We start from the raw sequence: 25,617 nt of genomic DNA on the forward strand, positions 1-25,617 counted from the left end.
GCCAGCCACCACGATACTGGTCCTGGCCTGCTCTAAAAGCACTGCTGCGGTGGCAGGATCCCTTAGAAACAAGGATCTGAAGGTGCCGCGCAAGACACGGGAATCCCTTACAGACAAGACTACTTCAGCTCGGCTGAGGTCTTCCCGAGGAGTCGCCTGGCGACGATGAGTTGCTGGATTTGCTGGGTGCCTTCGAAGATGTCCAGGATCTTCCCGGTACAACCGAGGGCAGATCGGCCACCAACCCCGATCTGCCCTCTGACCAGCGGTTTTGTTCTCATCGATTCGTGACGTCCGTCGGCGTCTGTCAACGTCCCACGGAGCAGCGACGGAGCAGACGCAACGGGAGTGCACACGTGAATTGCGGAAACGGATTTGAGGGCCTCGCGTTCCTCAGACATTCGCGCACCGCTCCGTCAGATCCAGTGCCGTGTCAGCGGAGCGCGCCCGGCTGCCGCGTCGATCTGCGTCTGGAATTCGCCGCACTGGGTGAAGTCGTCGTGATCACAGGTCAGCGCGCAGTCGATCATCGTGCGGGAGGCCTGCAGTTGGGCGATGCGTTGGTCCAGATCACAGCGGCGGCGCCGCAAGATGCTGCGCCGGGTGGCTGGATTCGTCGCGGCCAGCATCTCCCCGATGTCATCCAGGCTGAAGCTGGCCTGTTTGGCGCGCAGAATGACCGCCACCCGGTACCGGTCGCCGTCGCCGTACACGCGCCGATTGCCCTCGACCCTGGCGGGCCGAAGTAGGCCCATCGCCTCCCAGTGCGGCAGGACGTTCGGCGCGAGGCCGAAACTGCTCGCCAGATCCCCAATGCGCAGCGTCTCGCCGTTTGACTTCATGTCGACATGAAGTCAGATCGTGGGCCACATGTCCAATATCCACCAAGCCGGCGATACCTCACCCTCCCTGATCGAGCTCTTGGATCGTGCGGATCGCCTGCCCGGTGCAACCGCCCTGCGGGCGCGCTCGTACGAGCTGCTCCAGCTGGCACCCGGCTCGGCGGTTGTCGACGTGGGCTGCGGAGCCGGCCGTGCCGCCGGTGAATTCCAGTGCATGGGCCACGACGCCCTCGGCATCGACAGCAGCCAAGGCATGATCACCACCGCGATGAACCGATGGCCGCAGGCACGATTCCGCCGCGGCGACGCCTGCCGGCTTCCCCTCGGCGACTCCGAGGTTGCCGGGTACCGCGCGGACAAGGTCTTCCACGAGCTGGCCGACCCCGCGCGGGCCCTGCAGGAGGCGCGGCGAGTTCTCGCGCCGGGCGGCCGGATCGTGCTCATCGGCCAAGATTGGGACACGATCGCCGTCGAGTCAGACAACCCGTTCGTGACCCGGGCGATCGTGCACGCGCAGGCCGACGCCCAACCCAGCCCGTTCGCCGCCCGCCGGTTCAGGGCGTCACTCCTGGACGCAGGTTTCACCGACGTGCACCTCGAAATCCACACCGCAGCCCTCACCGACCCAGCGACGTTGCCAATGGTGCTGAGCTTCGCCGGCCACGCCCGGGGTCCTTTGTTCCTCACGTTGTTCAGGGCTGACCTGGTCGAGCCGATTACCGCCGAGACTGAGCCCGAGGGCTGAGCACTCGGCCGGCGGAGCCGCCGGTGGCGAGGCGGGGTAGTGCGCTCAGTGCCGCTGTTGGCCCACTCATGTGCCCGGCCGCAGGCCCTCTGCCCAGCGAAATCTCGGTGGAGCTGAGGAGACTCGAACCCCTGACCCTCTGCATGCCATGCCTGATTCTCACGACGATGTTCCTGCAGGTCAGACCGCGTTTGAGCTCTCTCTGACCTGCCTGTCGGAGTGGCCCGCTCGGTGTCTGTCATAGTCCATTGGGATCCATAGCTCTCGGTTACTCTGGGCACGTCCAAGGCACGCGCGAACCGATTCTTTACGATGCAACCTCGCCGCGGACGGATCGAGTGCGAGCGTGGGTCGCCGAGCGGAGAGTCACGCCACGGATCGCTCAGTGGATCACGCTCTGTCGATGTGCCGGTTCGGCATCGGCTCCGCGAGTGCTGTCCGCCATGTAGGTGCTCGGAACGAGTCCGCGAAGTACTGCGTCTCGTGCACCACCTTCTCGTGAGCAAACTCCATGATGGAGATCGAGTAGGTTGGCGCGTCGTCGTACGTGATCATGCACTCGCTCACCCACAGATCTTCACTGCCAACGATCCGCAGCACCGTGAAGTGCCGATCAGCGGGATGGCCGCCACGTTGCGCCGCAATCGTCGTGCGGCCTCGGAAACGTTCACCTGATTGGGGGTAGTCGAGGATCGCGTCCTCGGCGTAGATAGCGTGTTCGGCTTCGGTATTACCGCTTTCCGATGCCTGCCAGTGTTTCTCGACTACTGTCCTTGGCGAACCCATTGCGTTCTCCGTTCTGTATGCGGGGAGAGCGGCTGGCTACCTCTTCGAGTGCCTCGCTGCTGTCGACAGCAGGCCAGCCGCCCGACGCCGCCGGCTCGACGCGTGTCGTCCCAAGCGACACTGTGGTCGATCGCTGGTCCAAGGCGGCCTCTTCCGATGTCATCCTGATCTCCTCGGCGGTTGTCGATCAGCCTCGCGTGTGGGGCGCCCGGTCGCGCCCGGGCAAGACCCTGGGCAACACCCCGGTCCGTGCCGCCGGCGCCCGACCACCCCTTCTTCCTTCACGCCATCGACGCGAGTGCCGAGGACATATTGCTCATCGCGCTCGTCGGTCCCAGTCGGACGAACCCGGCCCTGACGCGAAGCCAGTGCAATGCACGGGGTGGTCGCCGGAGGAGGTCCAGCGGGCCTGCGCGCTGGGTGGAGGTGCCGGACAGCAGGTTCCCGCCTGACCCTGCTCAATGCCGGTGCTAAGCCATGGGCCGACCGACCTCTCGTAAACTCGGCTGCGCCGCTCTACGATGGGCAACTGCAACGCGATCCGTGGAATCGCCCTGTTGTCGGCAGTTTCGTCGCCCCGGTTCACCGCGTGGGACGGAGGGCGGATGCCGGTCGGGCCGGTCGGGAGCAGCCCCGGGAAGAATCTGCACGGGCGGGCGACGGAGTGCGCGCAGCTCGGCCAGATGCTGGTCGCGGCCCGCTCGGGTGAGAGCCGGGTACTGGTGTTGCGAGGCGACGCCGGGGTCGGGAAGTCTGCGCTCCTCGACTTCGCGGTGACCTCGGCTGACGGCATGCGCACGTTGCGGGCACTTGGCGTCGAGTCCGAGATGGAACTGGCTTTCGCTGCGCTGCATCAGCTCTGTGCACCGTTGCTCGATCGGCTAACGGACGTTCCTGCCCCGCAGCGCGTTGCCCTCGAGACGGCTTTCGGGGTTCGGGCTGGCGCGCCTCCGGATCGTTTCCTGGTCGCGCTCGCGGTGTTGAGCCTGCTGTCGAACGTGTCGGAGGAGCGTCCGCTGCTCTGCGTGGTCGACGACGCGCATTGGTTGGACCGGGCGTCGGCTCAGGTCTTGGGGTTCGTCGCGCGTCGGCTGCTGGCGGAGTCGATCCTGCTCGTCTTCGGTGCCCGTCAGCCGGTTCAGGAGCTGCTCGGACTACCCGAGCTTGAAGTTTCAGGGCTGCGCGAGGTGGATGCCCGCGCCCTGTTGGACTCGGTCACTCATACGCGGCTCGATCGACGCATCCGTGACCGGATCGTCGCCGAGACCAAAGGCAATCCGCTGGCCTTGCTCGAGCTTCCTCGCGGGAGGAGCATGACCCAGATGGCGGGCGGCTTCGGCCTGCTGCACGCCAGCGCGCTGCCGGACCGGATCGAGCAGAGCTTCCTGAACCGGATCGAGGAGCTGTCCGAGGAATCTCAGCTGCTGCTGCTGGTCGCGGCCGCGGAGCCCGTCGGCGACCCGGCCTTGATGTGGCAGGCCGCTGAACGGCTCGGTGTGATGCCGGATGCCGCCGTCGCGAGCGGGACCGACGGCCTGCTGTCGATCGACGAACGCGTCACGTTCCGTCACCCGCTGGTGCGGTCGGCCGTGTACCGGGCAGCGACTGCGGAAGATCGCCGGGCGGCGCACCTGGCGTTGGCAGAGGTCACCGACGAGCGCCTCGACCCGGATCGCCGGGCTTGGCACCTGGCCTCGGCCGCGGATGGGCCGGACGAGGCGGTCGCCGTCGAACTGGAGCGGTCCGCCGAGCGCGCCCAGGCAACCGGGGGCCTGGCCGCCGCTGCTGCGTTCCTTCAGCGGTCCTTGATTCTCACGGCCGACGCCTCGCGGCGGGCTGATCGCGCCCTGGCTGCCGCTGGCGCGAGCCTCCAGGCCGGTGACTTCGATGCCGCGCGACGGTTCGCGGAGGTTGCCGAACGGGACGAACAGGACGAATTTCAGGGCGCGCGAGCCCTTCTCCTGCGCGGTCAGATCGCGTTCTCCTCGGGCCTCGGCGGCGATGCTGCGCCGCTGCTGTTGATGGCAGCCACCCGCCTGGAACCGTTTGATATGAAGCTCGCCCGAGAGACGTACCTGATGGCCTGGGGCGCGGCGATCTTCGCCGGTCAAGGTGAGGTCATCGTGCAGATCTGTGATGCTGTCCGGGCCTTGCCGCCGGCGGAGGTTCCACGTCCCATCGACCTGGTTCTCGACGGCTATGCCCGGCTGACCGCCAGCGGACGCGCCGCTGCCACTCCGACGCTGCAGCGCGCCGCCACGGCGGTCGCCCAGCTACCGGTGGAGGACGTGCTGCGGTGGGGCTGGGTGGCTGCGGGAGCAGGCGCCGCCGTGTGGGATCACGAAGCGATGCTCGCGACCTACACGAGGCAGGTCCAGATCGTCCGGGATGCCGGCGCTCTGGGACAGCTGCCTATCCACATCACGACGTTGGCCGTGACGCTCCTGGGGATGGGCGACTTCGCGGGTGCCGCCGCGCTGATCGCCGAGGCCGACGCGGCGGCAGCGGCCACTAGCAGTCCCATCGCGCCCTACCCTGCTTTGTGGCTCGAAGCTCTACGGGGTCGGGAAGCCGAAGGCGCCGCGCTGATCGTGAGCACGATCGACCAAGCCGGTGCTGCAGGGCAAAGGCATGGGGTCACCACTGCGCTGTGGGCGGCCGCGGTGCTTTACAACGGCTTGGCCAGGTACGAGGAGGCTGCTTCGGCGGCTCGGGAGGCCACCGCCAACACCTACGAGCCGTGGGTCTCGGCGTGGGCTCTCCCGGAGCTGATCGAAGCCGCCGAGCGGGGCGGAGATTCGGCGCTCGCGCGAGAAGCTCTTGAGCGGCTCACCGCGATTACAGCTCCTGCTGGCACCGATTGGGCACTGGGAATCGAGGCCCGGTCACGCGCCCTGGTCAGTAGCGGAACCGAGACCGACGGCCTGTATTGCGACGCGATCGAGCTGCTCGGGAGGACGCAGATGCGGCCCGAGTTGGCCCGCGCCCATCTGCTCTACGGCGAGTGGTTGCGACGGCAAGGTCGGCGCGTCGAGGCGCGAGCGCAACTTCGCAGTGCGTACGACATGTTCGTCTCCATCGGCATGGAGGCCTTCGCGGAGCGTGCGCGCCGTGAGCTCATGGCGACGGGGGAAACGGTGCGCAAGCGGACCGCCGGGGCGTCGGCGAGTGATGAGTTGACGCCGCAGGAGCTGCAGATCGCGCTGTTGGTGCGCGACGGCCTGTCGAACCCAGAGGTCGGTGCACGCCTCTTCCTCAGTCCGCGCACGGTCGAGTGGCATCTGCGCAAGGTCTTCGCCAAGCTCTCGATCACCTCGCGCAGGCATCTGCGCGATGCGCTGGAGGGCTCCGATCGGGCACCCACGCCGGGGTGATGCCGTCGAACTGTCGCGACCGGAACAAGGCAGTCCTAAGCATGGGTCTAGGTCGTCGCTGCTCGACCGGAGCCAGTGAGGCAAGGCACGCGACGCCGACGAGCCCAGACGCGAGCACCGAGGCGTCGTCCCACCCGTTCGCGGGACCTTTGGTCAGGGCGTAGATGAGGCCGCCGAGACCGAGGACGGCAGGAGGCCGCCGACGACGTCGAGCGACAGCGGCCGCGGCGACCGGATCTCGGGCACACGGAGCAGTACCAGGGAGGCCGCGACGACGAGAGGGAGGTTGAGCTCCTTATTGGCGCGATGGGCCGTGCGGACGGTCCTTGATGGCATGGCTAATGATTCGGTCGCGTAGGCCTCGTTCGCGGCCGAGGCGTGTCCCTGGTGCCGCGATGCCAGTGACTGTCCCTGGCTCGACTGGGCGGCAGACGCGCCAGCGTGGTCGTGTGGCATCAGCACGAGCGCAAGGAGCGCACATCATGGACATGAAGCTCGAGGTCGTCGTGGTTCCCGTCTCGAACGACCCGGCGTGGCCGACTTTGCGGATGCGCAGGACGATCCAGGTCAGCGTGGTACGCGGAATGCATGGTGCGCGAACAGGCCGGTACTGAGCTGCCACCGTGAGCGACGACGACTCGTCGAGCGAGCGAACATGACGGGCAACGCATTGACCGGTGCGGTGGCACTCGTGACGGGGGCGAGCAGCGGAATCGGTGCGGCGACAGCACTCCGGCTCGCCCAAGAAGGGGCGGCGGTCGGCGTGGTCGGCCGCCGGCGCCAGCGCCTGGACGGACTCGCTGACGACGTCGCCGCGGCGGGCGGGACCGCACTTGTCATCGAGGCCGACATTACTGATCCCGACCGCGCGGCCGAGGCGATCCAGGTGACCCTGGACCGATTCGGCCGGCTGGACGTCCTGGTCAACAACGCCGGCATCATGGTCCTCGGCACCGCGCTGCACGCCACGCTCGAGGACTGGGATCGGATGATCGCCCTCAACGTCGATGCGCTCCTCCATGTCACGCATGCGGCCGTGCCGTACTTGATCGATGCTGCCGCGACCTCGCCACGTGGCGTGTCCGACATCGTCAACGTGGGCTCTACCGCCGGCCGGGTGGCCCGGCCGGCCAGCAGCGTCTTTACCCTGACGAAGTTCGGTCTGAATGGGTTCACCGAAGCGCTGCGTCAGGAGTTGCTGGTGGAGCGGGTGCGAGTGAGCGTGGTCGAGCCTGGCACGGTGAGCACTGAACTCGTCAACCAGCTCGGGGACGCCGCGCGGGACACTGTGCTTCAGCTGGTGAATGGCATCGAGCCACTGCGGCCGGAGGACATCGCGGACGCGATCGCCTATGTCGTCACGCGAGAGCGGCGGGTGGCCGTCAACGGGATCCTCGTCCGCGCCGTTGACCAGACCTGGTAGCGGTCGGATGACCCCCACAGCCACCAGCCGAGATCCGGGCTGACGGCGCCGGCGCCACGACGCCGTCGTGGGACGAGAGGGGCAACGCCGCAGGAGCGGCAGATCGCGCTGCTGGTGCGTGACGGCTTGTCGAACCCAGAGGTACCCGGCGCTGTTCTCGAGCCCGCGCACGGTCGAGTGGCACCTCCGCAAGGTCTTCGACAACTTTCGATCAGCTCGCGCGGGCAGCTCTGGGACGCCTTGCCAGGTGCGGCTCACGAATCCGTCTCGGATTAGCAGCCCGCCGCCTATCCAGGGATGAGTTGTTGCCCGCCGTCGACGTCATACGTCGCGCCAGTCACGGCAGTGTTGACCATCAGGTGAATGGCGAGCGCTGCAATGTCGGCGGGACCGACCACGCGCCGGATGGGCAGCGTGGCGCGGAGCTCCTCGCGGCGATTGTCGAGCTCATCGCCGAGGATGCGCGCCGACAGCGGTGTGTCGACGAATCCGGCTGCGATCGCGTTGGCCCGGATCGGCGCAAGTTCGACGGCGACGTTCGCGGTGATGACGGGCAGCGCCGCAGCAGCGATGGCGGCGATGCTGAGCCCGACACCAGGACGACGCGCGTGCGTGCCGGTGATGAAGGTCAGCGAACCACCGGGACGAACGCGCGTGGCGCACGCGCGCGCGATGCGCAGCGAGCCGAGCAGATGTTCGTCGAGCACTCGGAGCGCCCGGTCGAAGTCCAGGTCGGCGATCGGCGAGTAGAACGGGCCGCCGCCGCTCACCAGTACATGGTCGACCTGCGCCGGCAGGTTGGTGAAGAACTGCTCGAGTCCGGCCGGGTCGCTCAGGTCCAGCATGGCCGCACTCAGCACGGCGATTTGCTCGGCGGCCCGATCGAGCCGTTCGCGGTTGCGACCGGTGATGATGAGCCGCGCACCAGCCGAGCGAGCTTGCCGGGCCGTTTCCAGCCCAATACCGGAGCTTCCGCCGATGACGACGACAGCTTGACCGGCAAGGCTCTCTTCGGACTGCTGTGAGGTGAGGACAGTTGCCTCGGGCATGGTGTTTCCCTTCTTCTGCGGCGAGGGCCATGGACGCGTGGTCCTATGAATGACTGCGGAGCGGCTCGAGTTGGAGACCGCTGGATGATTCGGTGACCACAGCGATATGACGATGTCGTCGCCACCCGTAGCAGCGGGTGGTCACCGACACGCGCCAGTACGGCGACCGGCCGCTGTACTGCGTGGCGAGGCGCAGCCGACGATCGAGTCGGGCGCCGCAGTTGAGGCAGTGTGCTTGCGCTACGGGCGCCGCGTACACAAGCCGGATCAGCCACAGGTCGAGGTCGGTCGGCGACGCGGCCGGCGTAGTACACCCTGGATCAGGGAAGGTGTACGAGGTATTCAAAGCAGCCCAGTACATGCCACTCAGAAACCATTCCATGGCTCGTCCCTACCGGCGCTCAGATCGGTCCGAGTTGTGGCCCTGGTCGGGGCCCCGTCAGTTCCCGTCCGGACGGGAGAAGATCTGCAGGAAGAAGAGGAAGACGTTCAGGATGTCGAGGAAGATCGACGCGGCCAGCAGCGGCGCCGAGTCCGTGTCCGAGGATCGTCGTAAACGCTGGAAATCGAACAGTGTGAGGCCGGCGTAGATCACCAGGCCGAGGATGGAGTAGATCAGCGCACCGTTCGGGATGCGCACGAAGATCAACACGACGCCGAATCCGATCAGAGCGATGAGAGCCCAGGAGCCGACTCGACCGAGGACCGACAGGTCCCGCCGGGTCGCGTAGCCGGCGGTACCGAATCCTGCGATGAACAGCGCGGTCGCGCCGCTCGCCTGCCAAAGCACCTGCGGGTTCGTACTCGCGTAGTACGCGAGCGTCGGTGCGGCGGCCAGTCCCATCAGCAGGCCGAAGCCGCCGAGCAGACCGACGGTCAGTTCAACGGACTTCTGGCTGCTGAACTGCATGCCGATCAGGCAGCCGAAGGCCGCGAGGAACGCGACGATGCCCAGGCCGCCCCGGAGGTCGCGGCCGAGGTAGGCGCCGAGTGCGAACAGTCCGGCGGTGACGGCGACGTATTGCATGGTCTGCGCGAACAGGGTGCGCGTCCGGTCGTGCGCTGTCACCCCGGCCGGTGGATATGCGAGTGAATCGCTCATGGTCCGATTCCTTTCCACGGTGCTTTCGAGGGTCAGGCGGCTGTGGTGGGTGTGGGCACGGCACAGCCGTGGATCCGAGGAGCCGCCGCCGGTAGCTTCCGGACCGGGGTGCGGCCGCGCGAGACGAACAGCGTCGTGATGACGGCGGCGGAGACGCTCAGGGCGGCCATGACGAGCATCGCTGCCTGATAGTTGGCCGCAAGCGGCCGAACGAGGTCGTGCGAGGTGCCCGCGCCGAGCAAGGCGGGAACGAGCGCGATCATGATCACGCCCCCGACCCGAGATGCGGCATCGTTGATCGCCGACGCCTCGCCGAGTTCGGAATCATCGACGGCGGCGAGTACGCCCGCAGTGAGTGGCGCAACGGTCAGGCCGATGCCGAGACCCCACAGGATCGCGCCGGGCAGGATCGCTGCGGCGTAGGGGTCGCCAGGCTGTGCCTTCGACAGCCAGCAGAATCCCCCGGCCACGAGCAGGATGCCAGCCGCCATTGGGCAGCGTGTGCCGACGCGTGCGACGAGGCCACCGATGAGAGGGGAGACGATCAGGAAGACGGCCGACTCGGGGATGAGCGCTGCTCCGGCCTCGGTGGCGCTGTAGCCGAGCCGCAGTTGACATTGCAGGACGACCAGGTAGCTGGCGGCGGCGAGCGCGCCGTAGAACAGGACGGTTGCCGCGTTGATGGCAACGAATTGCCGGATTCGGAACAGTGACGTCTGCAGCATGGGCGTGGGTCGGCGCTGCTCGACCGGAACAAGCGCGGCCAGGCAGACGACGCCGACGGCGCCGGAGGCCAGGACCAGGGGGTCGCCCCACCCGGACGCTGGGCCTGCGGTCAGGGCGTAGATCACGCCACCAAGCCCGAGCACGGTGAGCAGGCCACCGGGCAGGTCGACCGACAGCGGCCGACGCGAGCTGTTCACCTCGGGTACGGCGCGCAGTACCCAGCATGCTGCCGCTATCAGCGGGAGGTTCAGCAAGAACACATAACGCCACGAGGCGTGGTCGATCAACCACCCTCCACCGTAGGGGCCGAGCGTCGTACCGAGGGTCGAAAGTCCGGCCCACACACCGATTGCCCGTGCGCGGTCGGAGGCTCGCAGCGTGCCGTTGAGCAGAGCCAGGCTGCTCGGCACGACCAGTGCCCCGCCCACGCCTTGGATCAACCGCGCAGCGATCAGCGCCGCAGCGTTTGGAGCGACCGCGCAGCACAGCGACGCGACGAGCATGACGACGAGGCCGACGATGAGGACCCGGCGTCGCCCGAAGTGGTCGGCCAGCGCGCCGGCAAGCAACAGCAAGGACGCGACGGTGATCAAGTAGCCGGTCAGCACCCACTGCAGTTCGCTCACCCCGGCGTGCAGGTCCTGGCCGATCGCAGGTACGGCGACATTGATCATGTACGCGTCGAGGAAGCCGACCATCGAGGCCAGCACCGTGGCGGCGACGAGTGCAATGCCTGTCCCGCTGCGCAACGCGAACAGCGGCCCGTCGCCCCTGTCCGATCCGGGCCGCGCATCAGTCCGGCCGGATGCTGTCGGCTTCCCGTTGAGTGTCATGTCCTGCTCCTTCCACGAAGCCGATGATCGGCGCCGGTTCCTGTGGCCAGCGGGTCGTTGGGATGTGCTGTCAACGGCCATGTCTCGACGGAGAGCCAGTCCGCCATCGGCAAGGACGCGAGGAGCTCCTGGAGCTGCTCGGCATCGTGAACCTGCCAATGACCGAGGTTCTTGCCGTCGCCGGGCAGTCGCCACAGACGCATCAGATGTCCCTGCGCCGAGAGCTCGCGAACGCGCCGCGCCTCCAGGGCCGTAACCTCCTCGAGGGCGGCTTCGCTCGTTTCGGGCGGCACGGTGACCGCGAAGGTGGTGAAGAACTCCGTGCCACCAGGGGTGAGCGCCACCCGGTCGCGTCCTGGATCGTTCGGGTGCGAAGCCAGTGCGGTGACCTCGTCCGTCCGCCAGATCCGCAGCGGCATCGACGCGAGGACATCCTCGAGGTCCGCCGCACCATCGGCTACGAACAAGCCGAGCGTGCGCCACTCCCCAGGCAGCAGCGGCGGGCGCCACAGCCGCAGTACTCGTCCCCGACCGGCCAGCTCGGCGGTGTGCGCAGCCTCCCGCGCTCGAACGTCGGTTACGTCAGCTTCTGACACGCCGTCCGGGACACGCGTGGTCATCGTGACGAGGTACTCCATGTCCGTCCTCCGCAGTCAGGTTCGATGTCACGTCCCAACAGTCGGACCACCGGTGTTGGGTTCGCACCCGTGGCGGTCCCTGGTCACGTGCCGCCAGGGACATTCCCTGGCTCGACGGGGCCGTCGGACGGGCGAGTCTCGTTGCGTTGGCATTCCTATGAGTGCAGGGAGCGCGAGTTATGGACATGAAGCTTGAGGTCGTCGTGGTGCCGGTCTCTGACGTCGACCGGGCCAAGGACTTCTACAAGGCGTTGGGTTGGCGGTTGGACGCGGACTTCGCAACCGACGCGGAGTTCCGCGTGGTGCAGCTGACCCCGCCCGGTTCGCCCACGTCGATCATCTTCGGCACAGGGGTGACGTCGCAGGCGCCGGGCTCCGCGCAGGGCCTGCACCTTGTCGTGAGTGACATCGAGGGCGCGTACGACGAGTTGGCGCGTCTCGGCGCGGATCCCAGCGAGGTGTTCCACGACGTCGGCGGCGTCTTTCACCATGCCGGCGATGACGGGCGCGTCGCTGGCCCGGACCCGGAACGGAACAGTTACGGCTCGTTCCTGTCGTTCAGCGACCCGGACGGCAACGGGTGGGTCCTGCAGGAGGTCACCACCCGGCTGCCGGGACGGATCGACCCTGCAGTCACTTCCTTCGCCTCGGTCCCGGACCTGGCGAGCGCCCTGCGGCGAGCGGCGGCCGCGCACGGCGAGCATGAGGCGCGGATCGGCGCGGAGGACCCCGACTGGCCGGACTGGTACGCCGACTACATCGTGCGCGAGCAGGCCGGGATCGAGCTCCCGTCGTGAGTGAGTACGACGTCATCGTCCTCGGCGCCGGAGCGCCGGGAGAACACTGCGCCGCGGCGCTGGCCATGGGCGGCGCACATGTTGCCGTCGTCGAGCGGGAGCTGCTCGGTGGCGAGTGCTCCTACTGGGCATGCATCCCGTCGAAGACCCTGCTGCGGCCCGGTGAGGCACTCGCCGCCGCACGCGACGTACCGGGCGCCCGAGAAGCGGTGACCGGTACCTTGGACTCACGTGCCGCGCTGGACTACCGCGACTTCATGGTCTCCAGTTATGACGACGCCGGGCAGGTGGCGTGGGCCGATGCCGCCGGCATCGAGGTGCTCCGCGGTCGCGGCCAGCTGGCCGGCCGGCACACGGTCATGGTGGACGATCGGACATACACCGCAGACCACGTGGTGATCGCTACCGGCGCCGACCCGGTGATTCCGCCAGTGCCTGGACTGCGTGACTTGCCCGGCGTGTGGACCAACCGTGACGTCACCGGACTCACCGACGTACCTGAGCGTCTGCTCGTCCTCGGTGGCGGGGCCACCGGTGTCGAGATGAGCCAGGCTTTGGCGCGGATGGGCGCGGCGGTTGTCCTCGTCGAACGCGGCGAGCATCTGCTGCCGCGTGAGCCGCGGGCGGTGGGCGAGGCCGTGGCCATCGCGCTCGCAGCCGACACGGTGGAGGTACGTGTCGGGACGGGCGCGGAACGGGCGCGGCTCGAGGATTCCGAGTACGTGATCGATCTCGCCGACGGATCGCAGCTCCGCGGCGACCGGCTGCTCGTCGCAGCAGGCCGCCGGCCACGCGTGGACGGCATCGGCCTGGAGACCGTCGGCATTGCCGCGAACCCACGGGGAATCGCGGTCGACGACAGGCTCGCCGCCGGTCCCGGGCTCTGGGCGATCGGCGACGTCACCGGGCTGTGGCAGCTCACCCACGTCGGCGAATACCAGGGGCGGGTGGTGGCCGGCAACATCCTCGGCCGGCCGCGGACGGCGGACTACGAGGCCGTGCCGCGAGTCGTCTACTGCTACCCGCAGGCGGCTTCGGTCGGCGTTGCGGACGGGCCGTTCCTGAGCACAGTGCAACTGTCCGCGGTCGCGCGGACCGCGACATACACACGTTCCTACGACACCCAACCGGGCTTCCTGACCGTCGTCTCGGACGGAAACGTGATCACCGGCGCCTACGCGGTCGGCCCCGAGGCCGGCGAGTGGCTGCAACAGGCGACCCTCGCTATTCGAGCGCATGTGCCGCTTGCCGTCCTTCTCGACGTGATTCAGCCGTTTCCGACGTTCTCCGAGGCATTCCTCCAAGCACTGCGCGACATCGACAACCAGGTCACGCAGCTGCAATACGACGCCACATCGGTCACCTAGAACGACATCACCATGTCCACCTATCGGCCGTCGAGGTCAACAAGGCACGGCCAGTTCACATCCACCGAGCGCGCCGGACGTAGTCCCCGCCGGGTCAGCCGTGTTGGCCATGATGACCGCGCCCCTCGGCACCTTCCTCGCCTCGCCCGAGGCCGCCGACGACTGTCATCCGCCGAGCCGCGATCGAACTAGGCTGGACAGCCAGCTGAGCCGGTGTTGGCAGGTCTGCGCGGTGAGCTACGCGCGCCAAACGACCGCCCGCGCAGTCAACGCGGCGCGGGTCAGACTCGCCGCGACGGGGAGGACCATCGGCCCGTTCGTGCGAGACCAGAATCCGCTGGCATCGGAGGCGTGCTGACCGTCACGATCTCCGCCGCAATGCGGCGACACCGCCAGACCACGGCCACCTGTCAGATCAGCCAACCCACAGGCGCCCTTGACCAAGGCCGCCTCGGCCCCGGAGCGATGTTGCGCTGTGTCCCCGGTGGACGTCTCACCGGGACATAGGCCCGGAAACCCGCTGGTCGCGCTTCTGCTCGGAACGTCCCCAGACTCCCGCGTGACGACACACCGACTTTTCCCAGGTTCAAACACGCCGAGCTGTCAGCGGGTGAAAGCAAACTCGCACCAGCCGGGCTTGACTAGTGCAGAGAATCTTCGCGCCGACCTTGATGTCCTTGGCCCAGAAGGGCAGCAAGCCCCAGCGGAACGCCCGAAGCTCCCGGACCGGATCGGTGTCCCCATCTGCGGCCTCGGGAAGCCGGGCCAAGACGACCGGGTTGTCCTTGGTCGGCGTGACGTTGAAGTCCTGGCCGCGCAGCTCGTCGGCGTTCTGCTCCTCGACCACGAACCGCTCAAGCAGCTCGGACCGGCTCGCGACCGATGCGTACCGTCCACACATACCGGCCAGCCTGCCACGCGACAGCGACAATCATGCCGGTGCGACGGTGGTGCTGGTCGAGGAGGACGGCGTACTGCTCGGTGCGGTTGCTGTTCGCGACGAGATCCGGCCGGAGGCGACGGAGGCGGTCGCGATGCTCCGGCGTCAGGGCGTCGAGGTGGTCATGCTGACCGGCGACAACGCGCGTACGGCGGCCGCCATCGCAGCGCAGGCGGGGATCGACGACGTCCGGGCCGAGCTGCTACCCGAGGACAAGGCGCGAATTGTCACCGGACTGAAGGCGCGCGGCCCAGTCGCTATGGTCGGTGACGGAATCAACGACGCACCGGCGCTGGCCACCGCGGAGGCGGGTATCGCGATGGGTGTGATGGGCAGCGACGTTGCCATCGAGGCGGCCGACGTCGCGCTGATGGGCGAGGATCTGCGCCGGCTTCCGGACGCGATCGCACACACCCGCGCGGCGCGCCGGATCTTCACCCAGAACCTCGTGCTGTCCGGCAGCATCCTGGTCGCCTTGGTGCCGCTAGCTGCGACCGGCGTACTCGGACTGGCCACGGTCGTCGCCGCGCACGAGCTGGCCGAAGTTCTGGTCATCGCCAACGGCATCCGCGCCGGCCGGCGCAGCCACCTGCCTATCCACCAGGCGGTGCGGACGGCCGCTGTCCGGGGCCCGGAGCTGGTGCTTCCGGCCGGCCGCACGATGCTGTTCCTGAGTTCTGCCAGTACGACGTGCTGCAGTGACGGCCCCTGCATCTGCGACCACTGAGCCGGACGATCGAAGGTCAGGGTTGGGTCGTGGCCTTGATGATGGCGTTGATCGCGGCGGAAATTCGGGCGGCGGCCAGGTCGGCGTCTGGTTGGCCGGCGTCGAGCCAGGCGATGACGGCCTCGAGGACGACGATCGGGATCAGGTGCGCCGCCCAGTCTCGCCAAGGCCCGGCGGGGATCTCGTCGCTGAGGTGGCGGTCGGCGATCTGTGTCCCGCTGGAGCGGATCTGGTCGATCACGTCGCCGAATTCGGGCTCCCGGGCGGCGTGCCGGAACAGGAGCCGGAAGCCGTCGGGGTCGGCAGCGGCTGCACGGAGCAGCGCTGGTATGGCGTCGGCGTCGTACTCCCCGGTGCCGACGGTCTCGTCGAGCCGCTGACAGGCGCGGTCGAGCACCGCGCGGTAGAGCTCGGACTTCGAGGCGAAGTGCCGGTAGACGATCACGTGGGTGATCCCGGCCTCCGTGGCGACGTCGTCCAGCGCGGTCGAGGCGTAGCCGCCGCGTGCGAAGGCACGGGTGGCGGCGCCGAGGATCTGCTCGCGCCGCTCGGCCCGCGGAAGCCGCCGGGCGGGTGCAGCCGAATCAACCCCGGCACTCACTGGAGCCACCATCGTCCTCCTACTTGTTAACTCCGAACTATACATCTACGGTTGTTTAAGCCAGCTTGTACAAACGGAGGTTTCCATGACCGATCTCGCTCAGCTTCCGTTCGAGCAACTGCACCCGCTGGACGCCGCACCGCAACTGCGTGAGCTGCAGCGGCGTGGTGTGATCCACCGGATCCGGACGGCTGTCGGCGACGAGGCGTGGCTCGTCACCGGTCACACCGAGGTTCGGGAGCTGCTCGACGATGCTCGTCTCGGCCGCGCTCACCCGGCGCCGGAGACCGCCGCGCGGACCGGCGAATCGGCACTGTTCGGCGGTCCCATGGGCAACTTCGACACCGAACAGGCGGACCACGCCCGGATGCGGTCGCTGCTGCAGCCTCACTTCAATCCCCGGCGGATGCGTGCGCTGCGGCCGCGGATCGAAGCGCTGACGGCACAGCTCATGGACGACCTGGCGGCACATGGATCCCCGGCCGACCTGCACGCGGCGGTGGCAGAGCCGCTGCCGATCCTGGTGATCTGCGAGCTTCTGGGCGTTCCGTACGACGACCGCGACCAGTTCCGGTCCTGGACGGCCGATGCGGCGAACATCCAGGATCGTGCTCGCTCCGAACGCGGGCTGGGTGAGCTGTATGGCTACGGGCTGCAGTTGGTCGCCCGGAAGCGAGCGGAGCCGGCCGATGACGTGATCTCCGGACTGTGTGCCGCCGAAGGTGTGTCCGACGCCGAGGCTGCCGGCCTGTCGATGGCCCTGTTGTTCGCCGGGCACGAGACGACAGTCGTCCAGATCGGGATGGGTGCATTGTTCCTGCTGGCCAACCCAGAGCAGTGGCAAGCGCTGACCCGTGACCCTGCGTTGGTGCCCGGTGCGGTCGAGGAAATCCTGCGGGCACCGGCGAAAGGCGGCGGTGGGATTCCCCGCTACGCGCGCACCGATCTCGAGATCGACGGTACGACGGTTCGTGCCGGCGAACTGGTGTTGCTGGACAACGGTGCCGCCAACCACGATCCGGCCGTCTTCCCCGATCCCGACCGGGTCGACGTACGACGGAAGGCTGGGGCTCACCTCACCTTCGGGCATGGCGCGCGGTACTGCATCGGTGCGCCGCTTGCCCGCATCGAGTTGCAAGCCGTCTTTACGCAACTGGTCGAGCGCTTCCCGCGGCTGACTCTCGCGGTCGACGCGGGTGATGTGGTCCTCCGGCGCAACATGCTGACCGGAGGCCTGGCCGAGTTGCCTGTGCGTTGGTGAGCTGGCCCGGCTCAGTTGCTGGCGGCCCGGGCAGCGGCGGCGAGCTCGTCGGTGGCCTTGTCGATGTTGTCGGCTGTGGTTCCGCGACCGAGGGAGAGCCGGATCGCGGCGACAGCCCGAGCGCGGTCCATATCCATCGCAGACAGGACAGGAGACGGCTCCGGACCACCGCTGTGGCAGGCCGAACCGGTGGATACCGCGATGGTCGGCGCGTTGCGGAGCACCTCGGAACCGACGGTGCCCTTGATGCTGACGTTGAGTGTGTTCGGCAGTCTGAGCCCTGAAGGTCCGTTCAGCAACACACGGCCGGGCAGAGCATCGACGAGGTGGTCGTGGAGCGTGTCGCGGAGTTTCTGGATTCGGTGCCGGTCACCGAGGTGCTCCACGGCTAGTCGACCGCAGAACGGCGCTCGGCGGCCGAGCGGGCAGTCCGAAAACGCACAGAGGCTGTCCACTTTGCGAACCTCGCCCTCGGCGAGCTGAAGCCCGAGACACCGCCCAGTCTCCGGGCGATAAGACCGGTGGGGATTGCTGGTGGAGATGGGATGTGAGGTCGCACGGCGCCTGGTGATTCTGCTTCGGATCCTGGAGCGGGGCCCGGCACCGTACGGAGTGCTTGGCGAAGACGCGATCCTCGACGCCTGGTTCGGGATCCGCGCACCGATCCTGCCCGAGCCGGTCAGCTATCCGCGGAAGTCGGCGAACAGCGGTACGTCATCCGGGGTCAGATCTGGGCGATAGCGCGCGTAGCGGAGCCCATGGCGCCACTGGCCGGACTGCATGGCCGCGTCGGCCAGGACCTCTATGACGACCAGCGGCTGCACCTTGGTGAGGGGCTTCTTCGAGTCGCGGCCGCCCCAGCGCACCGAGCTGATCTCGTCCGGCCACGGGTGCCCGCGCCTGGCGGGTTTCAGTGCGGCGCCGAGCTCGGCGGACTGGGCCGCGGAGAGTGGAACGGTGCGGCCGACCATCACGAGCTCGTCTGCTTCGGTGTAGCGGCCGGCGATCACCACCTCGGGGTGGCGCAGGGATCCGAGGACGCCGCCGGCGATTACGTCGACAGTGTCGCGCCGCTTGACCTTTCGTCGGGGTCTTTAGGCGCGTCGCGCACTGTCGTGTTGAGGGTGTTGATCAGTACGTGTGCGACGCCCCTCTCGAGAACTGCCTGAGGTCGACGGCAAGCAGGCTGCTGAATGGGAGCACGCTGTGCGGGATCGCGGCCTGAGCGGGCATCACGGGGTGCGCGCACCGTGCTCTGCCAACCTCGCCATGCAAAGGATCTCCTGCCGGCGGAGGGCCGCGAGAAGTGTCGCGCCCGATCTTGCGGCGTGATGATGGGGGTGTGGCCGAGCTTCCGTCTGGGACGGTCTCGATGTTGTTCTCCGACGTCGAGCAGTCGACGCGTCTGTTGACACGCCTTGGCCGGGCGTATGAGCAGGCTCTTGATAGCTACCGACTGGCCCAGCGGGCGGCATGGGCAGGGTTCGGCGGCGTGGAGATGGGTACCGAGGGCGACAGCTTTTTTGTGGTGTTCTCGACCGCGGAGGACGCAGTTGGAGCCGCTGTCCAGGCACAGGTCGCTCTTGGCGGGCTCGAGTGGCCAAACGATGAGCAGGTTAGGGTGCGCATGGGCATCCACACCGGCACCCCGCGGGTCCACGGCCTGGACTACGTAGGGCTCGATGTTCACCGGGCCGCGCGGATCGCGGCGGCCGCGCATGGCGGTCAGGTGGTGGTCTCCGATGCGACCGCCAAGCTCGTCGCTGGCCGGCTGCCGGCGGGGGTTTCGCTGCGGGACCTCGGCACGCACCGATTGAAGGACCTCGACGCGCTTGAGCACGTCTACCAGCTCGTGATCCCCGGTTTGCCGGTCGACTTCCCGCCGCTGAAATCACTCGGAACCAGCGCGAGCCTCCCAGTCACCACTACCCCTCTGCTGGGTCGCCACACCGAGATGACCGATCTGGTCAGCTTGTTGGCGGACCCACAGGTTCGCCTGGTCACGCTCACGGGCCCGGGCGGGTCGGGAAAGACCCGGCTGTCGATCGCGGCCGCACGTCAGGTCGCCGAGCAGTTCCCGGACGGAGTGTGCTTTGCATCTTTGGCTGCCTTCACGAACCCCGGCCTCATCTGGAGCACCATCGGGGACGTCCTCGGTCTGCCCTCCGACCGGCGCGCACCGCCTGCCTTCTTCGAATCCGTGGCGCCGCTGTCGGCATTGTTTGTACTGGACAACCTCGAGCAGATGGACGGAGCAGCAGCGGCCGTGGACCAGCTACTGCACGCAACCACAGAGATCGTTGTCCTCGCGACCTCGCGACGACCCCTCAACCTGGCCGGTGAACATCAATACGCCGTGTTGCCGCTCGCGCTCCCGACCGAGGACACGCCGGAGGCGGCGGAAGCATCAGCGGCGGTGCGGCTGTTCGTCGACCGGGCCCGAGCCGTGCGCCCTTCGTTTGCCTTGACACCCTCCAACGCCGCAGACGTGTCGGAGATCTGTCGACACCTCGACGGCCTGCCGCTGGCCATTGAGCTCGCCGCCGCCCGCACCAACGTGCTCGGGCCACGGGCTCTCCTGCTCCGCCTCGAACAGGCCCTCGACCTGCGCGGTTCCGACGTCGACCGACCGGCCCGACACACCTCACTCCGGGCCACCATCGACTGGTCCTACCGCCTGCTCAACGCGCAACAGCGTCTGCTGTTCCGACACCTCGGCGTGTTCGCTAGCGGCGCGGACCTCGAGGCGTTGGCGGCGGTTCATGCGGACGAGGCCGGGAGAGGCACCCAGCTGATCGATCTGGTCGCGGACCTGGTCGACGCCAGCCTGGTGACAGTGACCGAGGATGACGACGGCGAGCCCAGGTTCGCGATGCTGGAGACCGTCCGGTCATTCGCCGTCGAGGAGCTCGCCCAAGCTGGCGAGCTTGCTGACGTGCGCCGAAGGCACGCCGCACACTACGTCCAGGTTGCCGAACGGCTGGAGGCGCGCCGGGTACTGACGACGCCCGCACAGGTACAGCGCGGGGGCCGTCTGTTTGATGTGGAGCGGAACAACTTCCGGGAGGCATTGACCTGGGCTAGCGCCCCGGGCGGCGACGCGGGGAATAGCGCCGGATCGAATCGAAATCTCGGGCTGGCCTTGCTGTCCAGCGTGGCGTGGATATGGAAGCACGTGGACCTCGACGAAATTCGCCACTGGTTGGAGGCCTGCCTCAAGAACCCGCACGGCGGCCAGACCGCAGCATTGGGCCGGTGCCTCGCCGATTACGCCGAGACCCTGGAGCTTCAGGGAGAACTCCTCGACGGGCGCGATGCGGCCCGCCGAAGCGTTGAGATCCTGCGGAGACTAGGTGACTCCGAACTGCCCAATGCCCTGGCAGCTCTGGGCGATCTCGAGGGTGCACTCGGGGACCGAATCGCGGGCCGACGCGCCATGGAGGATTCCGTGCTGCGTGCACGGGAACTGGCCGACAGCTTCTTCCTCGGAGACGTGCTTGCGCGTCTGGCTCTCCTGGACATTGACGAGGAGAACTGGGAACACGCGCTCGAGCTGCTGCACGAGGCGGTCGGCGTGTCCCGCAGTTATGGTAGCGACTACATGGCAATCCGGGCCAACCACAACATCGCTTTCGTTCTGCGTAAAACCGGCCGCGCCAAGGAGGCTCACGAGCTGATGTCCGCGCAGCTGCAACAGTCCCTGAGCCTGGAAAGCACCCTCAACCTCGCGCTCTTCGCCGAGGACTACAGTGCCGTAGTCGCTGAGGCAGGATTCCCAAGGTGGACGCCGGTTCTGCTCGGGGCTGCCGACGCCGAACTTGAACAAAGGGGGGTCGCCCGCGATCGCTGGCAAGAAGCCCCGATCGCGGACGCCCACGCCGCGGCGCGACCGACCATGACTCCCACCGAGTGGACCGACGCCTACCAACGAGGACACAGCATGACCATCAGAGAGGCACTCGAGAGCGCCATCGCCGCAACCACCGCCCCAGACGACTGACGCAGATTCCTGCACTCAATTTCCGTGCACTCAAGCGCCCCGCGATGGCCGCATCCCGAAACGTGAGCGTTGACACCCGCTCATCATCGGCAGATCCGGTAGTTGGAGCGGCGCGCGTCAGCGCACTCGGACCGTGGTCTGTAGCAGTGTGACCCATCTCTGGCAATTCCGTCATGACGATCGTCCCAGGAGAGTTGCATAGCGATTGACAGGCAGCACTATCGATCCCGGCAGCGCGTGCCGCGGACCCCGACGCTCTTACTCGCCGCCATCGCGACGACCCACAGCTGAGCCTCGCGGCGTCACAGCAAACTGTTGTCCGCAGCGTGTCCGACAGGTGTCGCTCACAGTCATGCTCCACGCGAACGGCTGCTGTCCTGGTCGTATGTCCGACGGGTGAACTCGTAGAACACCGCGACCCCAACAGAATTGACCTTGACCCAGCCGCGCCGACCGCCGATATACCGGGTCGCAGCACCTTTGACCACCAGGCCCTCGATGCCCATCGCGTCGGGCAGTACGTCGAACCGCTCCTGGGCCTCGTCGAGGCTGTCAGTGACGGGTGACAACTGCAGCGGCCCAGCGGCCCAATTCGATGCGAGTTTTTCGAGGCGGCCGCGGCGTACCGTCCAGCGCTGCGTGCGCAGATCGACGCCGGCCGCCGCCAGCACGTCGAACGCGACGTACGACGCCGGCACTTCGGCGACCAGCTTCCGCGCATTGGACGGAGCCGTGACCAGGCGCCGCTGGAGTGCGTCAAAGCTGAGTTTCCCGTCGAGCAGGATTACCACTTCCCCGTTTATGTTTAGCTGGCAGCTGCTTGGCCGTGAGCGTCGTGGACATGTCCACGACGGCGTGGTTGCTCCGGTTGCCCGATGTCAGATCTGGGCTCGGGCGGAATGGAACTGTGGCCATCGGCAACTCCTCGCCTGAACTCGCCGGGTCTTTCCAGCTCGAGCTCGCCCTTCGGGCTTTGAGAGATCAGATCTGTGGCGGCTCCCGGCGTCGGTCGCCGATTTCCGGGCGTCGCCGACGCCGTGTAAGTGCTTGGCTTACCGGTAGCCGCGGGCTTGGAGTTCGTAGAGTTCGGCGTAGTGGCCCGCGTTCGCGACTAGGTTGGCGTGACGGCCGACCTCGACGATCTTGCCTTGGTCCAGCACGACCACCAGGTCTGCGGCGGCGACCGTCGAGAACCGGTGTGTCACCAGTAGCGTCACGGCGCCTCTCCGACCGGCTTGGCGTGCGGCGGCGGTGTACCGCTCGAACAGGTTGTGCTCGGTGGCCGCGTCGAGGGCGGAGGTCGGCTCGTCCAGGACCAGCAGGAGCGGGTGCGGCCGCATCATGCCGCGACTTAGGGCGAGCCGTTGCCATTGGCCACCAGACAGGTCGACTCCGCCCGCCCAGGTGGTGCCGAGCTGGGTCGAGAGGCCGTCGGGAAGAGCTTGCAGGACGTCCTCGGCGGCGCCGTCGTGCAGCGCCTGGTGGATCCGGTCCTCGTCGTCAACCCGGTCCAGGTCTCCCACACCGACCACCTCGCGCGCTGCGAGCTCGAAGGTGGCGTAGTCCTGGAACGCGCCCGACATCCGCGCCCGCCAGGTTGTAGTGGGTCAGGTCCGTGCCGTCGAGCAGGATGCGGCCGCGTGTCGGCTGGTAGAGGCCCGCCAGCAGCTTCACCAGGGTCGATTTGCCGGCGCCGTTCTCGCCGACGAGGGCTACCACCGAGCCCGCAGGGAGCCCCAGGTCCACGTCGGTAATCGAGTCGCGGTCCGCGCCGGTGTACCGGAAGCCCAGCCCTTCGAGGCGGATGGCAGTCTTCAGCCGGGCCGGCGGCTCGAGCTCGCCGCGATGGGCCTCGCCGACCTCGGCCGCGTAGTCCTGCAGCCACAGGAAGCGCGAGGTGTTGCGCACCACGCGCTCGATGTCTTGGACGGCGAAGGAGACGATCCCGCTGACTCGCTCCAGTCCGCTGACCACGCCGAGCGCGACCACCAGGGACTGCACCGACACCGAACCGGCGATCACGTCGTGGGTCATCCACGCCAGCAGCGTGACGGCTGATCCGAAGAACAACCCGGAGACCGCGGCTGCCAGACCCGCGTTCTGAGCCGACGCCCGTACGCCCGGCGCGCGCCAGGCCCTTACCGAATCCCGGACCCGTTGCTGCAACTCGCGCTGCAGACCGAATACGCGGGTCTCCGCGCCCGCATCCGCGGATGTGGTCAGGTCGATCAGGTGACGGGACAGCCGGCTCGGGGCGGCGCTTCGCTCCTCGGCGACGGTTCCCCATCGCATCGACCAGCGCGTCGTCAACAACCGCGGGACACCCAGTGCGACCAGCACCAGGAGCCGCCAGTCGGCCGAGACCGCCACCAGCAGGACGCTCGCCGCGTACACCAGGGAGTTCACGGTGTTGATCAGGATATTGAGGCTGCCGCCAAGGATGCCGTCATCGTCCCGGAGCATCTGCATGCGGTCCAGGTAATCGGCGGTCTCGAGATGATCGAGGCTCGGGACGCTGGCGGTGAGCTCGACGATCTTCACGTCGAAGGCGAAGCCGACCTGTTCCATCAGCGCCACGCGGGCGTTGGTACCGATGGTCTGCAGCACGTTGCTCAGCGCGGTCGAACCGACCAGTGCAGCAGCCGCGAGCAGCAGTTGGCGGGTATCGCGGTCGATCGCGCCAGCTGCGAAGATTCCGATGAACAGGGGGTGGCGGCCGTTAGAACTCTGCTGGCGGTCTCGGTCAGGCTGAGCAGGGCCATCCGAGGGCTCGCCCGTACCGAGGTGGACAGCACTAGCCAGAGACCGCGCAACGTCTGGTTTATCCGACCGGCTCCTGGCTCTCATCGCCGGCCAGTGTCTCGCTACCGGCCTGGGCGAATCTGCGGGCTTGGAGGGTGAACATCTCGGCATAGCGGCCGCCAGCGCGCAGCAGCTCGTCGTGGCTCCCGTCCTCCACGATCCCCGCCCCGGGATCAAGCACCACGATCCTGTCGACGTGACGGACGCTGGACAGCCGGTGGCTGACCAGGATCGTCGTCACGTCCTGCGTGACCTGCAGGAACCGATCGAACAAGGCCGTTTCCGCGCGAACATCCAGCGCAGCAGTCGGTTCATCGAGGATCAACACACCCGCTCCCCCGGCCACCGCCGCGAGTGCCCGGGCCAGCGCCACGCGCTGCCATTGCCCGCCGGACAGGTCGGTGCCGCCCTCATACTCGGCGGACAGGATGGTGTCCCAGCCATGCTCGAGACGCTCCAGCAGATCGTTGCCACCAGCATCGACCAACGCTCGGTTCAGGACCCGCTGGTCATGGTGCCGCGCAATCGCACCGAATCCGACATTGTCGCGCAAGGAAAGGTGGTATCGGACAAAGTCCTGGAAGATCACCGCCACCCGCCGCCTGGCCGTAGGGCTCTCGGCAGGGTCTGCTCCGTCCACCCGGACGGTGCCTTGGTCGGGTCGATACAAGCCGCAGAGGAGCTTGATCACTGTCGACTTCCCTGCGCCGTTCACTCCCACGATGGCCACCGACTGGCCGGCCGAGATGTGCAGGCTGAGACCGCTGAGTGCCGGGTCGTCCCGTGTCGGATAAGTGAAGGCGGCGTTTTCGACCGCACGGTCCTCCTGGCTCGGCTCGGACTGGTGGTCCTCGGAGCTCAATACGGCTGGGTGGGTCTCGGAAAGGCCGACCTCCCGGCGGAGGCGCGTCAGCTCGACGGTCGCCGCCGTACTCTGGCCGAGCGCCATCTGGGGATCTCCGAGGATGCCGAACGCTTCGAGCGCCAGCATGGCCTGGATCAAGGTGATCACGCCGGCCAGGCCGACGGCTCCGGTGGCGACATCGTTGACGAGCAGGGCCAACGCGCCCCCCACCGCGACAGCCATCACGAGGCAGCACAGGTAGACCGGCCGCAGCCCTTGCTTTCGCAACGGCCAGAGGGCAGCCATCGCCGAGAGCCAGGTGGCGCGGTACCGATCCACCAGCCAGTCCGTCAGCCCGAACAGCCGGACCTCCTTGGCCGTCTCGGTCTGGACTAACAGCCCGCGGACGTAGCGTGCCCGCCGGAGTTCGCTCGCCGAGCTCTGCAGTAACTTGTCGAACGCCGTGTTCAGCCAGGTCGTGTAGGTCTTGGACAACAGCATGAACGAGGCGGCGATCAGGAAGGGCACCCACCAGCGCCAGGACAGCAGTACGGCAACCGCGCCGATCCCGGTCAGCCGACGGGCCAAAACGGTCCAGGTGTTGTCCAGCCGGAAGGTGAAGGTCCAGTCCCTCGTCGCCTCCACCACAGCCTGCAACCGGCCCGAGAAGCCCGGCGAATCCAGCAGCTCAATCCCCTGTTGTAGACACGGCGAACATAGAGCGTCCACAACAGGAATCCGGGACGTCCATCGGCGCCGA

24 protein-coding genes and 1 pseudogene are annotated in these 25,617 nt (G+C 67.7%); 9 read left to right on the forward strand and 16 right to left on the reverse strand.

Annotated features, from left to right (window positions below; all coding sequences use genetic code 11):
- Nucleotides 1–119: 119 nt before the first annotated feature.
- Nucleotides 120–281 carry a hypothetical protein gene (locus EV646_RS39095; RefSeq protein WP_158291091.1) on the reverse strand — a complete coding sequence of 54 codons (162 nt, stop codon included), beginning with the start codon at nucleotides 279–281 and terminating at the stop codon, nucleotides 120–122.
- 135 nt (nucleotides 282–416) lie between these two features.
- Complete coding sequence (locus tag EV646_RS33495) at nucleotides 417–842, reverse strand: helix-turn-helix domain-containing protein (protein WP_132155832.1); 426 nt, start codon at nucleotides 840–842, stop codon at nucleotides 417–419.
- Between the two features lie 28 nt (nucleotides 843–870).
- Here EV646_RS33495 and EV646_RS33500 point away from each other — a divergent pair, with 28 nt between their 5' ends.
- Nucleotides 871–1,587: a methyltransferase domain-containing protein gene (locus EV646_RS33500; RefSeq protein ID WP_132155834.1), complete on the forward strand. Its 717-nt coding sequence runs from the start codon at nucleotides 871–873 to the stop codon at nucleotides 1,585–1,587.
- 390 nt (nucleotides 1,588–1,977) lie between these two features.
- Here EV646_RS33500 and EV646_RS33505 read toward each other — a convergent pair whose 3' ends face one another.
- A complete protein-coding gene (locus EV646_RS33505) occupies nucleotides 1,978–2,373 on the reverse strand; it encodes a nuclear transport factor 2 family protein (protein ID WP_132155836.1) in 396 nt (131 codons plus the stop codon).
- Between the two features lie 605 nt (nucleotides 2,374–2,978).
- Here EV646_RS33505 and EV646_RS33510 point away from each other — a divergent pair.
- Nucleotides 2,979–5,747 carry an AAA family ATPase gene (locus EV646_RS33510; RefSeq protein WP_132155838.1) on the forward strand — a complete coding sequence of 923 codons (2,769 nt, stop codon included), beginning with the start codon at nucleotides 2,979–2,981 and terminating at the stop codon, nucleotides 5,745–5,747.
- Nucleotides 5,748–5,900: 153 nt separating this feature from the next.
- On the opposite strand, the gene EV646_RS33515 is transcribed toward EV646_RS33510, so the two are convergent.
- A complete protein-coding gene (locus EV646_RS33515; RefSeq protein ID WP_132155840.1) occupies nucleotides 5,901–6,083 on the reverse strand; it encodes a hypothetical protein in 183 nt (60 codons plus the stop codon).
- 146 nt (nucleotides 6,084–6,229) lie between these two features.
- On the opposite strand from EV646_RS33515, the gene EV646_RS40775 reads away from it, so the two are divergent.
- On the forward strand, nucleotides 6,230–6,361 hold the full coding sequence (locus EV646_RS40775; RefSeq protein WP_277875151.1) for a hypothetical protein: 132 nt from the start codon (nucleotides 6,230–6,232) through the stop codon (nucleotides 6,359–6,361).
- 41 nt (nucleotides 6,362–6,402) lie between these two features.
- Entirely contained in the window at nucleotides 6,403–7,170 is a 768-nt protein-coding gene (locus EV646_RS33520; RefSeq protein WP_132155842.1) for an SDR family NAD(P)-dependent oxidoreductase, read from the forward strand.
- Between the two features lie 287 nt (nucleotides 7,171–7,457).
- On the opposite strand, the gene EV646_RS33525 is transcribed toward EV646_RS33520, so the two are convergent.
- The 4 genes from EV646_RS33525 to EV646_RS33540 all read right to left on the reverse strand — a co-directional run bounded on the left by EV646_RS33525 (nucleotide 7,458) and on the right by EV646_RS33540 (nucleotide 11,518).
- Complete coding sequence (locus EV646_RS33525; RefSeq protein WP_132155844.1) at nucleotides 7,458–8,219, reverse strand: SDR family oxidoreductase; 762 nt, start codon at nucleotides 8,217–8,219, stop codon at nucleotides 7,458–7,460.
- A 439-nt stretch (nucleotides 8,220–8,658) separates the two neighbouring features.
- Complete coding sequence (locus tag EV646_RS33530; RefSeq protein ID WP_132155846.1) at nucleotides 8,659–9,321, reverse strand: Bax inhibitor-1/YccA family protein; 663 nt, start codon at nucleotides 9,319–9,321, stop codon at nucleotides 8,659–8,661.
- 32 nt (nucleotides 9,322–9,353) lie between these two features.
- Nucleotides 9,354–10,880 (reverse strand): MFS transporter, encoded by a 1,527-nt coding sequence (locus EV646_RS33535; protein ID WP_158291092.1) that lies wholly within the window; start codon nucleotides 10,878–10,880, stop codon nucleotides 9,354–9,356.
- Nucleotides 10,877–11,518, reverse strand: a complete 642-nt coding sequence (locus EV646_RS33540) for a muconolactone Delta-isomerase family protein (protein ID WP_132155850.1) — start codon at nucleotides 11,516–11,518, stop codon at nucleotides 10,877–10,879. Before EV646_RS33540 ends, EV646_RS33535 begins: the two co-directional genes overlap by 4 nt.
- Before the next feature lie 179 nt (nucleotides 11,519–11,697).
- Here EV646_RS33540 and EV646_RS33545 point away from each other — a divergent pair, with 179 nt between their 5' ends.
- Together EV646_RS33545 and EV646_RS33550 are read left to right on the forward strand one after the other, a co-directional pair.
- The gene (locus EV646_RS33545; RefSeq protein ID WP_132155852.1) at nucleotides 11,698–12,315 is read left to right on the forward strand and encodes a VOC family protein; all 618 of its coding nucleotides are present in this window, start codon (nucleotides 11,698–11,700) and stop codon (nucleotides 12,313–12,315) included.
- Complete coding sequence (locus EV646_RS33550; protein WP_132155854.1) at nucleotides 12,312–13,682, forward strand: dihydrolipoyl dehydrogenase family protein; 1,371 nt, start codon at nucleotides 12,312–12,314, stop codon at nucleotides 13,680–13,682. The genes EV646_RS33545 and EV646_RS33550 overlap by 4 nt, the downstream gene beginning before the upstream one ends.
- Nucleotides 13,683–14,268: 586 nt before the next feature.
- Here EV646_RS33550 and EV646_RS33555 read toward each other — a convergent pair.
- Nucleotides 14,269–14,583: an SOS response-associated peptidase family protein gene (locus EV646_RS33555; protein ID WP_132155856.1), complete on the reverse strand. Its 315-nt coding sequence runs from the start codon at nucleotides 14,581–14,583 to the stop codon at nucleotides 14,269–14,271.
- Nucleotides 14,584–14,620: 37 nt separating this feature from the next.
- Between EV646_RS33555 and EV646_RS33560 the strand changes: the two are divergent.
- Nucleotides 14,621–15,349, forward strand: a pseudogene (locus EV646_RS33560) (HAD-IC family P-type ATPase); the annotation flags it as partial.
- 16 nt (nucleotides 15,350–15,365) lie between these two features.
- Here the strand turns inward: EV646_RS33560 and EV646_RS33565 are convergent.
- Entirely contained in the window at nucleotides 15,366–15,950 is a 585-nt protein-coding gene (locus EV646_RS33565; RefSeq protein WP_199237345.1) for a TetR/AcrR family transcriptional regulator, read from the reverse strand.
- A gap of 85 nt (nucleotides 15,951–16,035) precedes the next feature.
- On the opposite strand from EV646_RS33565, the gene EV646_RS33570 reads away from it, so the two are divergent.
- Entirely contained in the window at nucleotides 16,036–17,211 is a 1,176-nt protein-coding gene (locus tag EV646_RS33570; RefSeq protein WP_132155859.1) for a cytochrome P450, read from the forward strand.
- A gap of 11 nt (nucleotides 17,212–17,222) precedes the next feature.
- Here EV646_RS33570 and EV646_RS33575 read toward each other — a convergent pair whose 3' ends face one another.
- Nucleotides 17,223–17,666: an aminotransferase class V-fold PLP-dependent enzyme gene (locus tag EV646_RS33575; protein WP_132155861.1), complete on the reverse strand. Its 444-nt coding sequence runs from the start codon at nucleotides 17,664–17,666 to the stop codon at nucleotides 17,223–17,225.
- A 228-nt stretch (nucleotides 17,667–17,894) separates the two neighbouring features.
- Nucleotides 17,895–18,221, reverse strand: a complete 327-nt coding sequence (locus EV646_RS33580; RefSeq protein ID WP_132155863.1) for a hypothetical protein — start codon at nucleotides 18,219–18,221, stop codon at nucleotides 17,895–17,897.
- Between the two features lie 332 nt (nucleotides 18,222–18,553).
- Between EV646_RS33580 and EV646_RS33585 the strand changes: the two genes are divergently transcribed.
- Nucleotides 18,554–21,211 carry an ATP-binding protein gene (locus EV646_RS33585; RefSeq protein WP_132155865.1) on the forward strand — a complete coding sequence of 886 codons (2,658 nt, stop codon included), beginning with the start codon at nucleotides 18,554–18,556 and terminating at the stop codon, nucleotides 21,209–21,211.
- A gap of 350 nt (nucleotides 21,212–21,561) precedes the next feature.
- On the opposite strand, the gene EV646_RS33590 is transcribed toward EV646_RS33585, so the two are convergent.
- The 4 genes from EV646_RS33590 to EV646_RS33600 form a co-directional block, all read right to left on the reverse strand.
- Nucleotides 21,562–22,014: an ATP-dependent DNA ligase gene (locus tag EV646_RS33590; protein WP_132155867.1), complete on the reverse strand. Its 453-nt coding sequence runs from the start codon at nucleotides 22,012–22,014 to the stop codon at nucleotides 21,562–21,564.
- Nucleotides 22,015–22,263: 249 nt separating this feature from the next.
- On the reverse strand, nucleotides 22,264–22,734 hold the full coding sequence (locus EV646_RS40780; RefSeq protein ID WP_338419305.1) for an ATP-binding cassette domain-containing protein: 471 nt from the start codon (nucleotides 22,732–22,734) through the stop codon (nucleotides 22,264–22,266).
- Nucleotides 22,712–23,818: an ATP-binding cassette domain-containing protein gene (locus EV646_RS40785; RefSeq protein WP_277875153.1), complete on the reverse strand. Its 1,107-nt coding sequence runs from the start codon at nucleotides 23,816–23,818 to the stop codon at nucleotides 22,712–22,714. The genes EV646_RS40780 and EV646_RS40785 overlap by 23 nt, the downstream gene beginning before the upstream one ends.
- Before the next feature lie 214 nt (nucleotides 23,819–24,032).
- Entirely contained in the window at nucleotides 24,033–25,502 is a 1,470-nt protein-coding gene (locus EV646_RS33600) for an ATP-binding cassette domain-containing protein (RefSeq protein WP_241996496.1), read from the reverse strand.
- Nucleotides 25,503–25,617: the final 115 nt, after the last annotated feature.

Source organism: Kribbella antiqua (genome assembly GCF_004345665.1).
Lineage (GTDB): Bacteria > Actinomycetota > Actinomycetes > Propionibacteriales > Kribbellaceae > Kribbella > Kribbella antiqua.